The sequence below is a fragment of the Halomonas salinarum genome (genome assembly GCF_012062845.1).
Taxonomy (GTDB): Bacteria; Pseudomonadota; Gammaproteobacteria; order Pseudomonadales; family Halomonadaceae; genus Onishia; species Onishia salinarum.
In genome coordinates this window covers 52274-63909 of sequence record NZ_WWNB01000021.1, presented here as the reverse complement: position 1 = coordinate 63909, position 11636 = coordinate 52274, and the positions used below count along the sequence as shown (strand labels likewise).

The following is an 11636-nucleotide window of genomic DNA, read 5'->3' as shown; positions in this document are numbered from 1 at the left end:
CGGTCCTCCCCTGGGTCTCGCCGGGGCGTGTGCCCGGTGTGATTCAGTCGATGCTGGAGATGGCGCCTGCCTTCGTCCTGCCTGAGCGACGCGAGCGATCTTACCCCCGATCAGTCAGGCGCCGACCACAGAAGTACCCGACCAAGAGAAATGCCAGTCAGCGTTAACTGACTGGCATTACCGCGAAAGCGGGGTTTTTTTATGTCACAAGACCTGCAAACCTGGTGGGAGACGCTTCTAGAACGCTGGCAGCGTCGTCGGTGACCTCGCCTGCAACGCCACCGCGTCATTGCTGAAATGCTGACCGACGTGTCGTGGCAGAGACCATGTAACCGCAGCCAGCGCAACTGGCTATCTAGGCGTTTCGACTTGCTAGGCTCACTTGATGTCGGGCGGAACTCTTGGCAGCTGCGTGGTGCCTATGAAGGAGCGGGCGGTGGTGGTGATCTCGCCGGTAGTCGACTTATACCTTGGTCTATATTGAACCTTAGCCTTATTGCAGAGCTTGGTTTTTGTGGCTAGCTTGTAGGTTGTATGATGTATTACATATGAGGTGAATCCCTCGTGTTGCCTAGATAAAGAAGAGGACGATCAGGTGAGTTTCACACGCGATGAAGTCAAGCAAGCCATCAGTGACGGACTACTGTCCTTCCCGATCACCGATTTCGACGCCGAAGGGCGTTTCGATGCCGAGAGCTACCACCAGCGGCTTGAGTGGTTTATCAGTCACGAAATCTCGGCCGTATTCGTCGCCGGCGGCACAGGCGAGTTCTTCAGTCTGTCTCAGGACGAGTTTCGCGAGATCGTGCGCCTGGCGGTGAAGGTCGTCGATGGCAAGCTGCCGGTGATCGCAAGCGCGGGTCTCAGTGTCGCGACCGGTAGTGCCTTCGCGCACATCGCCGAGGAAGAGGGCGCCGACGGCATCCTGCTGATGCCGCCCTACCTGACCGAGTGCCCCCAGGATGGCCTGATGGAGTATGCGCGTCAGATCTGCGATTCCACCTCCATCAGCGTGATCTACTACAACCGGGGTAACGGCATCATGAAGCCGGCGGCAGTGAAGCGCCTGGCCGATGCCTGCCCGAACCTGATCGGCCTCAAGGATGGCAAGGGCGATCTGCAGGCCCTGAACCGGATCATCAGGACGGTCGGCGATCGGCTGGCCTATGTCGGTGGCGTACCGACGGCCGAGATCATGGCAGAAGCCTATCTGGCCATCGGTGTGAACACCTACTCCAGTGCGGTATTCAACTTCGTGCCGGATATGGCGGTTACCTTCTATAAGGCGCTGCGTGGTGGTGACACCGAGACAGTCAGGCGCATTACCCAGGATTTCTTCCTGCCCTTTGTCGACCTGCGCGACAACAAGTCCGGCTATGCGGTCAGTCTGATCAAGTCTGGCGCCGAGATCATTGGGCGTCCCGCCGGTAGCGTTCGCGCGCCGCTCGAGATGCCCAATGCCGATGAGCGAGCTCGACTCAAAGACTTAGTCGAAGCCGCCAAGGGGTTCTGACCCCTGACATTCACCCATACCCAATAATGACAGCGAAGAGGTGAGAACATGAGCATGCCCAACATCTACAAGACACTCGGTACTTCAGTATTGATGGCCGGTATGGCCGGTATGGCCCTTGGCAGCAGTGTCGCCATGGCGGCAGATGGTCCGCTGCGCGGTAATGTCCGCGTCGTGATCGGCTCGACGTCGACCGGTGGTGATACCTACCAGAACTCCAATATCGTCGTCGATGCTCTGGCCGAGCACCTTGACCTCAACATGAAGGTGGACGCCGTCGGCGCCACTGCCGCTTTCCGGGCGCTTGACCGGGATGCGCGGGGTAACACCCTAATGATCTTCCACGATCAGTCCTACCTCGGTTATCTCTACGGTGTTGAGGGCTACGACAACATCTTCGAGAAATACACCATCGGGCCGACCGTTGCCATCAACCCGGGCAACGCCTACCTGGTTCCCAAGGATTCTCCCTATGAGAACCTGAACCAGATCATTGAAGCGGTGGGTAATGGCGAGACAGTGCGTGTCGCGATCCAGCCGGGTGGTGTCTCCGAGATCGGCTTCAGTGCCCTGAAAAATGCGATCTCTATCGAGCATCCGGGCATGGAAGACAACCTGGTGGCCGTGAATACCGGCTCGCAAGCCGACAAGAACCAGCAACTCTTCGACGGTCAGGCGGATTTGATCAACGGCACGGTACAGGCCAACGAGCAGTACACTCGCCTGCCGGAAGATGATCAGAAGGCCATGCGTTTCGTGTGGCTCACCGCTCGCAACAGCACCATCCAGCAAGCGCCGGAAGATGGCCTTGGCAAGACCTCGCGTGAAGAACTGCTTGAATTTGTGGAGCCCAACGTGAACGTCACCATGGGGGATGAGAACTTCACTTTCGATAAGGAGTTCTTCTTCCTCTACAACAAGGACATGGACCCGGCAATCGTCGATCAAATCGATGATGCACTGACCGAGATCTATGCCGAGGGTGATATTCAGGAGGTTCAGAAGAATTCGTTCTTCATTCCCAACTTCAAGCCGTCTGATGAAGCAGCGGAATATCTCGAAAACAAGCGAGCCGTCTACGAAGACATCATCACCAATATTCAATAAAGCCTGGATCGCCGGCAGGCATTGCCTGCCGGCTTTTTCCGCCGTGTCATACCCCATGTAAAACGAAAGGCTCGTTTGAACAAAGGCCTTCATCGGAGCCGCTATGGAACCAGGACTGACATCCCTGTTAAGTGTCTCGATTGATTTCGAGACCTCTCACTTGTTCTTCCCTCGCATTATTCATTGGCTGATGGGAGGCCTCTTCGCACTGATTCTGGTGCTGAGAATCCTGCCTTTCCTGGCGTCAGTCAGGCGAGGAGAGCGGACGTTGCCCATCCTTGGCGAGTATTTCGACAAGTTCCGCTTCTTCGGATCCCTGGCACTGATGGCCGTCTATTTCTACCTGATGGCGGTTGTGGGTGATCTCTTTCCCTATACGGGTTACGGGTTTCTTTTTGTCTCGATGGTTTTCATCTTCCTGATGTCGCTGATGTACATGCACACCAGGACCAAGCGTAAGGTCATGACCGCTGCCATCAATGCCATCGTGGCACCCAGCCTGGCGTGGTTCATTCTCGCCAAGCTGTTCCAAATCACCTTGCCGTAGCGGAGTCGTACCCGATGCTGGATATACTGTCGTTACTCGATATTACGTTCTTCCTGCTGGCGGCCCTGGGTGCCCTAGTGGGTATCATCTTTGGGGCTATCCCGGGGATGACCGCGACCATGGCCGTGGCGGTGTGTTTACCACTTACCTATGCCCTGGGCCTACATCACGGCCTGGCGCTGCTACTGGGGCTCTACGTAGGGGGCATCTCAGGCGGCATGGTGCCGGCCGTATTGCTTAACATTCCTGGCACGCCTTCTTCGATTACCACGACCTTCGATGGCTACCCCATGGCCCAGAAAGGGGAAGGGGAGCGCGCCTTGCGTGTCTGCGTGGTCGCGTCTGTCGTCGGTGGTTTGATCAGCGCCCTTGTGCTCTTCCTGTTCGCGCCGGTCCTTGCCGAGTTTTCGATCAAATTCTCCTATGTGGAGAAGTTCTTGATCATTCTGCTGGCGCTGACCGTCATCGCCTCCATGTCCAGCAATATGTTGGTGGGTATTTTCAGCGGTGTGCTGGGTATCTGGCTGAGCCTCATCGGCACCTACAGCATCTCTGATGGTGGCAATGGCAAGACGCGTTTGATGTTCGATTTTCTCGAGCCCTACCTGTTCGAAGGGTTCTCTCTGCTGCCGGTGTTGATCGGCATCTTCGGTATCGCGACCATTCTGCTTGAGGCCGAAAAAGGCGTAGTAAGCGGCCTTTCCGGCAAGACCATCAATATCGGCAAGGGTGGCGGTTTTTCCTTTTCCCTCTTCAAGGGGCGGGCGACCAATCTGGTGCGTTCTTCCTTTATCGGCACTTTCGTTGGCATGTTGCCGGGTGTCGGTGGCAGTGCTGCCTCGGTGCTTGCCTATACCCAGGAAAAAAACCTGTCCCGTGATTCAAGCGAGATGGGCAAGGGGGCTCCTCAGGGGCTGATCGCGTCCGAGTCCGCCAATAATGCGCTGACTGGTGGCGCCTTGATTCCGCTGCTGTCACTCGGTATCCCCGGTGATTCCACCACCGCGGTGTTGATCGGCGCCTTCACGCTGCAGGGCATTCAGGTCGGTCCCCTGTTCATCCCGGAGAATGCCGACACCTGGTACGTGATGATGACCGCCCTGGTGTTTGCCAACATCGTGATGTTCTTCCTGATGTTCTATGCCATCAAGCACATCGCCAAGGTGGTGCTGGTGCCCAAGTACATCCTGTATCCGCTCATCGTGATGATGTGTGTGGTCGGGGCCTATGCCATCAACTACGGCATCATGTTCGATGTCTGGACCCTGCTGATCTTCGGTGTGCTTGGCTATCTGATCCAGAAAGTCGGCCTCGAGGTGGCGCCATTGATCATCGGCTTCATCCTCGGGAGTCAGGCGGAGGTCTACTTCGTCAAGAGCCTGGAATCCTTCGGTACTTTCTCAATCTTCTTCACCAAGAGCCCGATCGCCATGGTGCTCTGGGGCCTGATCGCCGCCTCGGTGGCCTTCTCGGTAGTGATGGGGTTGAAGAGCCGCGCCAGGCGCCGGGGGGAAGAGTCGTGATGAGCGCTCACCACTCCTGCAACCGCGAGGACCGAGTATGACGGACAAGCGATCTCCCCGAGTGATTCGCATCCACCCCAAGGACAATGTTGCCGTTGTCGTCGAGCAGGGCGGCCTTGCCGCCGGTGATAGGCTCGATGACGGTATTGAACTCCAGGTAGCCGTGCCTCAAGGGCACAAGGTGGCGCTCGAGGCATTGGCAGCAGATGACGCGGTAATCCGTTACGGCGAAGTCATTGGCACGGCCACCACGTCCATTCCTCAAGGCGGGCATGTCAACGAGACCAACCTGCACATGCCCACGGCTCCGGCCCTTGAGGATCTGCCGCTGGCGACCCGCCCAGCGCCAACGGTGCCGCCTCTCGAGGGCTATACGTTCGAGGGGTTTCGCAATGCTGATGGCAGTGTGGGGACCAAGAACGTGCTCGGCATCACGACCAGCGTGCAGTGCGTGGCGGGCACCGTCGATTACGTGGTCGAGCGCATCAAGCGTGAGCTGCTGCCACGTTTTCCAAACGTTGATGATGTCGTGGGGCTCAATCATAGCTATGGCTGTGGTGTGGCGATCAATGCGCCGGCCGCGGTGATCCCGATTCGCACCATAAGAAACCTGGCGCTGAATCCCAACTTCGGCAATGAGGTCATGGTCATAGGGCTTGGTTGCGAGAAGCTGCAGCCCTCGACTTTGATCGAGGACCGGCCGGTGAAGATATTTGAAAACACCGCAGCCGCTGATCCCAACGCCAATGTGCTGAGCATGCAGGATGAGTCCTTCACGGGTTTCGGTGAAATGGTCGAGGGCATCATGGCCATGGCCGAGCGCCATCTCGAATACCTTGACCGTCGACGCCGCGAGACCTGTCCGGCCTCCGAGCTGGTGGTCGGCATGCAATGCGGTGGCAGCGATGCCTTCTCAGGGTTGACGGCCAATCCGGCGGTGGGCTTTGCGACCGACCTGATCGTGCGTGCCGGAGGCAGCGTGATGTTCTCCGAGGTGACTGAGGTTCGCGATGCCATCCATCTGTTGACGCCACGTGCCGTGGATACCGCGGTCGGGCAGGCGTTGGTCGATCAGATGGCCTGGTACGACGACTACCTGACCCAGGGCCAGGCCGATCGCAGCGCCAACACCTCGCCGGGTAACAAGAAGGGCGGACTCTCCAATATCGTCGAGAAGGCGCTGGGGTCGGTGATCAAGTCCGGCAACTCGCCGATCGTCGATGTCATCGGGCCCGGTGAGCGGTTACGCAAGCGCGGCCTGACCTTCGCTGCCACGCCGGCCAGCGACTTCATCTGCGGCACGCTTCAGGCGGCCGCAGGCATGAACCTTCAGGTCTTCACCACCGGGCGTGGCACGCCCTACAACCTGCCCATGACCCCGGTCATCAAGGTCTCCAGCAATTCCACCCTGGGACGTCGCTGGCATGACCTGATCGATCTCGATGCGGGGCGTATTGCCACTGGCGATGCATCCATCGAGGAGATGGGCTGGGAGCTGTTTCATCTCATCCTCGAGGTGGCCAGTGGCCGCCGTCAGGTCGCCGCTGACCGGCTTGGTCTTTACAACGACCTGGTGCTGTTCAACCCGGCGCCGGTTACCTGAGTCCCTTAGCGATTTCTACAGGAGGCAATAGCCCCATGTTTCCCAAGATTACCAAGATGAACATTGTGCCGGTGGCCGGCGAAGACGGTTTCCTGCTCAATCTCAGTGGCGGTCATGCGCCCTGGTTCATCCGTTGCGTGTTGGTGCTGGAAGATGCATCCGGCAACCGCGGGGTGGGCGAGATCCCCTCCAGTGAAGGCATCCTCAAGGGGTTGGAAAAGTGCCGTCCGCTGGTAGAAGGCGCCCGGGTCAACGAGGTCAAGCAGGTATTGAGCCGGGCCCGTGATCTGCTGGCCCAGGGTGGCCCCGAGGAACGTGGTCGGCAGACATTCGATCTGCGCGTGGCCGTGCACGTGGTCACCGCCATCGAGTCGGCGCTTTACGACCTGTTCGGCCAGGCCTTGGGCATGCCGGTTGCCGACTTGCTGGGCCAGTACGGTCGCCAGCGTGATGAGGTCGAGGCGCTGGGCTATCTGTTCCTGCTCGGCGACCCGAACAAGACCGATCTTCCCTACCCGAAAGCCACCAATCCTGTGGATGCCTGGGACGAGGTGCGTTATCGCGAGGCCATGACGCCTGATGCGGTAGCCAACCTGGCCAAGGCCGCCTATGACCGCTATGGCTTCAAGGACTTCAAGCTCAAGGGCGGCGTGCTGCGCGGCGAGGAAGAGGCCGACTGCATCCGCGCGCTGCACGAGGCATTCCCCGAGGCACGCTTGACCCTGGATCCCAATGGGGCCTGGAAGCTCGACGAAGCGGTGCGAGTGCTCGACCCGATCAAGCATCTGCTGAGCTATGCCGAGGACCCTTGTGGCCAGGAAGGCGGTTTCTCCGGTCGCGAGACCATGGCCGAGTTAAAGAAGCGTACCGGCATGCCGACCGCCACCAACATGATCGCCACCGACTACAAACAGCTGCAACTCGCGGTACAGCTCAACGCCGTGGATATTCCGCTGGCCGACTGTCACTTCTGGACCATGCAGGGCGCCGTGGCCGTGGGCGAGTTGTGCAATGAGTGGGGCATGACCTGGGGCTCACACAGCAATAACCATTTCGACATTTCCCTGGCGATGATGACCCACGTGGCCGCTGCCTGCCCGGGTGAGATCACCGCCATTGATACCCACTGGATCTGGCAGGACGGCCAGCGCATCACCAAGGAACCGTTCGCGATTCGTGACGGTAAGCTCAAGGTGCCCAAGACGCCGGGCCTGGGAGTCGAGCTTGATGATGCCAAGCTGATGGAAGCCCATGAGAAGTACAAGCGACTGGATGTGACCCAGCGTAACGATGCGATGGCGATGCAGTACCTGATCCCGGGCTGGGAGTTCGATCCCAAGCGTCCCGCCCTGGTTCGCTGATAGTGGTGGTCTGACACCTCTGAACACTTCTTACCTGATGAGACGGCGAGTGCCGTCTCATCTGACCTGAACGGCGCCGTATGGCGGCGTCCCATGACAGGAGAAATCGTATGACTCTGGAAGGAACGCAACTGATTGGCCAACGCGCCGTGACCGCCAATGGCGCGGCGATCAACGCCATCAATCCCGCTACCGGCGAGACCCTGTCGCCGGCCTATGCTGCCGGCGGCAAGGCCGAGGTCGACAAGGCCTGTGAGCTCGCTTGGGCGGCCTTCGGCACGTATCGCGAAACCGGCCTCGAGGCGCGGGCACGCTTCCTCGAGACCATCGCCGACGAGATCGAGGCCATCGGTGATGCGCTGATCGAGCGTGGCGTGGCCGAATCCGGCCTGCCGCAAGCTCGCCTGCAGGGCGAGCGCGGCCGTACCTGCGGCCAGCTGCGTCTGTTCGCCTCCGTGGTGCGTGCCGGCGAATGGCTCGACGTGCGTATCGACCCGGCGCTGCCCGAGCGCGAACCGATGCCGCGTGTCGACCTGCGTCAGCGCCACATCGGCCTGGGCCCGGTCGCCGTGTTCGGTGCCTCCAACTTCCCGCTGGCCTTCTCTGTGGCCGGCGGCGATACCGCCTCGGCACTGGCCGCTGGTTGCCCGGTGGTCGTCAAGGCGCACTCCGCGCACCCCGGCACCTCTGAGCTGGTCGGCCGCGCCGTGCAGCGCGCCGTCGCCAAGTGCAACCTGCCCGAAGGCGTGTTCTCGCTGGTGTACGGCTCCGGCCGTGAAGTGGGTCAGGGCCTGGTCCGCGATGCGCGCATCAAGGCTGTTGGCTTCACCGGCTCGCGCAGCGGCGGCACGGCACTGATGCAAGCCGCCCAGGAGCGTCCCGAGCCGATCCCGGTCTATGCCGAGATGAGCTCGATCAACCCGGTGTTCCTGCTGCCCGAGGCCCTGAAGAGCCGCGCCAAGGAACTGGGCGAAGCCTTCGTCGGCTCGCTCAACATGGGCGCCGGCCAGTTCTGCACCAACCCGGGGCTGGTGATTGCCCAGCAGAGCGACGGTCTGGAGGCGTTCCTGAACGCCGCCGGCGAAGCGGTCAAGGGAGCTGCCGCCCATACCATGCTGACCCCGGGCATCCATGACGCCTACACCCAGGGTGTCGAGGGCCTGACGCAAAGCAGCCATGCCCGCGAAGTGGCGCGTGGCCCGGTCGGCGACGGACCCAACACCTGCCAGGTTGGCCTGTTCGTCGCCAAGGCGGCCGATTTCCTGAAGGACGAAGCCCTGCAGGCCGAGGTTTTCGGTGCCACCTCGCTGGTGATCGAATGCGCCGATCAGGCCGAAGTGGAACGCGTGGCCGAGCATCTGGAAGGCCAGCTGACCGCTACCCTGCAGATGGATGATGGTGATCTGGACGCCGCTCGCGGCCTGTTGCCGATCCTTGAGCGTCGCGCCGGCCGCGTGATGGCCAACGGCTGGCCGACCGGCGTCGAGGTCTGCCACGCCATGGTCCATGGTGGGCCTTATCCTGCCACCTCTGACTCGCGCACCACCTCGGTGGGCAGTGCCGCGATCCATCGCTTCCTGCGTCCGGTGTGCTACCAGAACCTGCCCCAGGGCCTGTTGCCCGAAGCGCTGCGTGACGGTAACCCGGAGGGCGTCAGCCGCCTGGTCGATGGCAAGCGTGAGGCCTGAGTAGGCCGCGTCCGAGCCTATACAGCTGAGTCAACACGACTGCCTCGACACGAAGAGCCCCGCGAAAGCGGGGCTTTTTTGTGTCGGTTTTGTGTCGGCAGGCAGTTGGAAAGTGGGCGGGTCGGGTCTTGAGCAGGAGACAATTGCCCCACGTCGTTATCAATGTGGGGCGGCCCTATCAATGTGGGGCGGCCCTTCGTTTGGCTAGTGGCTAGATCAATGCCAGTAGCTTTAGCACGAAGAGCCCTGCGCTGATGGATAGAAGGCTTAGTAGCGTGCTGACCACGATGATGCTGGCGGCGAGCTGCTCGTTGCCTCCGGCGGCCCTTGCCATGACGTAGGCGACCGCCGCACTGGGGCTGCCAAGGAACAGGAACAGGATGCCAAGCTCTGCATCGCGAAAGCCTGGCGGTACTGCTATCAGCACACCAAGGACCGGCATCAGGGCGAGCTTCCAGAGGCTGGCTTCCAGGGCAAGCGCGCTGCTTTGCCTGGCAGCAGAGACGCTTAGGCTGCCGCCGATGCAGATCAGTGCCAGCGGCAATGACAGCGATGCCAGGTAATCGCCTGAGGTCATTAGCCAGGTGGGCAGTTGCACCTCGAGGTAGTTGAGGGGGAGGGCGGCTACGATGCCTATGATCAGCGGATTACGGGTGACATCGCCAAGAATTGCCAGCGGGCGCGCGCTGACCGATGGGCTATAGACCGCCAGCACGATCGCTGACAGCACGAGGTTGAGGACGATGATGGCACCGGCCATGATACTGCCCAGTGACAAGCCGATATCGCCGTACATGTTGGCCGAGAGAGCCAGGCCGACGATGCCGCAGTTGCCGCGGAAAGCCCCCTGCACGAAGACGCCTCGGTCTTCGTGTGGACAGCGTGGCAGTGCCCATAACCAGATCAGCACGAAGGCCAGCGTCGAGACAACCATGTATACGCCGACCAGTTTGACGTTGAGAGCCGTGTTGGGGTCGGCGCGCAGGATGCTCATGAACAGCAGTGTGGGCATAGTAGCCCTGAACACGAGCTGGGAGGCGGTATTGACGAAGTCTTGATTGATCCAGCCCAGCCGCTTGAGCAAGGCGCCGACAAAGACCATGGCGAAGACGGGGAGACTGACTTCCAGTGTTGCGAGAAAGACATCGACCATCGAGTTGTCGTCCTTTATCCAGCATGCACATGGTATCGTTGGTGCTAAGCAGAAGCCTTACATGGCACAAGGTTAAGCCGGTGGGCAGGGGATGCCCTGCGGTGATGGGTAGTATGATGTATGATAGGTGGTGAAGTGAACGTTTGTATACGTCCTTCACCACGCCAGAGTCGGATCTGGAAGAGGCTATCAACGTGCGGTCAATATTGGCCGTGATGTGGTTGTCGATACCGACAGGTTCGCAGGCATTCTTCGCGACGTGACGTGCTGGAACTGAATTTAGGGTAAAGGGTTCGGAAATGGCGAAATCGAGTTCATGGGATGTCAAGCGCGTCAACCGCGAAGGGAGTCTGTCTCAAGCCGTCGTGGAGCAACTCGAGCGTCGCATAACATCAGGCAATACGCCGGTGGGTAGCAAGTTGCCGACCGAGAGTGAGCTGTGCGAGGCCTTTGGCGTTAGCCGCACGGTGGTGCGCGAGGCCATTACCTACCTCAAATCGCTGGGGCTGGTCGAAACTCGGCGCGGTGTCGGAACGACGGTGATCCGCAACGATACGGCGGAACCACGGCCGGCCGTGCACATAAGCCCCCAGACCATTGAGGATATCCTTCAGGTACTGGAGCTGCGACTGACACTGGAACCCGTGGCCGCCGAGCTTGCCGCGCTGCGTCACGATGACGAAGACCGCAAGTTACTGGAGACGCGACATGCCGAGTTTGTCCAGGCGCAGGCGGCGAAGTCACAGGCTCGACGCGAGGACTTCGCCTTCCACTACGCGATCATCAAGGCAACGCACAACGTCTGCTTCGACCGCCTCTACGAATCCTTGAGCGCCAGCGTGATCCCGCGCGCCAAGCTACTCAGTGCCGATATAGATCCCCGGGGTACGGCACGTTATCTCGAGCTGGTCCATGACGAGCATTCCCGCATTCTGAAGGCCATTCTCGAGCGAGATGGCCCGTCGGCGCGAGAAGCGATGCAGCAGCACCTGGAGCGCTCTCGCGATATGTATGCTCGCTACCTCGATGCCTAGGTGTCTAGTCCCGGAGTGATTGTCTTAGCGGCCCAGCCACCACCCGACGACTATGGCAGCGGCGACGGTAGCGAAGAAGAGGGCATTACGTAGTCGGGTGTCGCGGG

At 60.3% G+C, this 11636-nt stretch carries 9 protein-coding genes and 1 pseudogene; 9 read left to right on the top strand and 1 reads right to left on the bottom strand.

Features of this window, described 5'->3' with window-relative positions; all coding sequences use genetic code 11:
• From HF027_RS15645 to HF027_RS13435, 8 genes and pseudogenes are all read left to right on the top strand, one after another.
• A pseudogene (locus HF027_RS15645) lies at positions 1-167 on the top strand (IS4 family transposase); the annotation flags it as partial.
• 428 nt (positions 168-595) lie between these two features.
• Positions 596-1513 carry a 5-dehydro-4-deoxyglucarate dehydratase gene (gene kdgD, locus HF027_RS13465; RefSeq protein WP_168016509.1) on the top strand — a complete coding sequence of 306 codons (918 nt, stop codon included), beginning with the start codon at positions 596-598 and terminating at the stop codon, positions 1511-1513.
• 48 nt (positions 1514-1561) lie between these two features.
• A complete protein-coding gene (locus tag HF027_RS13460; protein ID WP_168016507.1) occupies positions 1562-2620 on the top strand; it encodes a type 2 periplasmic-binding domain-containing protein in 1059 nt (352 codons plus the stop codon).
• A gap of 103 nt (positions 2621-2723) precedes the next feature.
• Entirely contained in the window at positions 2724-3167 is a 444-nt protein-coding gene (locus HF027_RS13455; RefSeq protein WP_168016505.1) for a tripartite tricarboxylate transporter TctB family protein, read from the top strand.
• A 14-nt stretch (positions 3168-3181) separates the two neighbouring features.
• A complete protein-coding gene (locus HF027_RS13450) occupies positions 3182-4690 on the top strand; it encodes a tripartite tricarboxylate transporter permease (RefSeq protein WP_168016503.1) in 1509 nt (502 codons plus the stop codon).
• A 37-nt stretch (positions 4691-4727) separates the two neighbouring features.
• Positions 4728-6293 carry a galactarate dehydratase gene (gene garD, locus HF027_RS13445; protein ID WP_168016501.1) on the top strand — a complete coding sequence of 522 codons (1566 nt, stop codon included), beginning with the start codon at positions 4728-4730 and terminating at the stop codon, positions 6291-6293.
• A gap of 35 nt (positions 6294-6328) precedes the next feature.
• Positions 6329-7654 (top strand): enolase C-terminal domain-like protein, encoded by a 1326-nt coding sequence (locus HF027_RS13440; protein ID WP_168016500.1) that lies wholly within the window; start codon positions 6329-6331, stop codon positions 7652-7654.
• A 110-nt stretch (positions 7655-7764) separates the two neighbouring features.
• Entirely contained in the window at positions 7765-9342 is a 1578-nt protein-coding gene (locus HF027_RS13435) for an aldehyde dehydrogenase (NADP(+)) (protein WP_168016499.1), read from the top strand.
• A gap of 211 nt (positions 9343-9553) precedes the next feature.
• Here HF027_RS13435 and HF027_RS13430 read toward each other — a convergent pair whose 3' ends face one another.
• Complete coding sequence (locus HF027_RS13430; RefSeq protein ID WP_168016498.1) at positions 9554-10495, bottom strand: AEC family transporter; 942 nt, start codon at positions 10493-10495, stop codon at positions 9554-9556.
• Between the two features lie 299 nt (positions 10496-10794).
• Between HF027_RS13430 and HF027_RS13425 the strand changes: the two genes are divergently transcribed.
• The gene (locus HF027_RS13425; protein WP_168016497.1) at positions 10795-11529 is read left to right on the top strand and encodes a FadR/GntR family transcriptional regulator; all 735 of its coding nucleotides are present in this window, start codon (positions 10795-10797) and stop codon (positions 11527-11529) included.
• Positions 11530-11636: the final 107 nt, after the last annotated feature.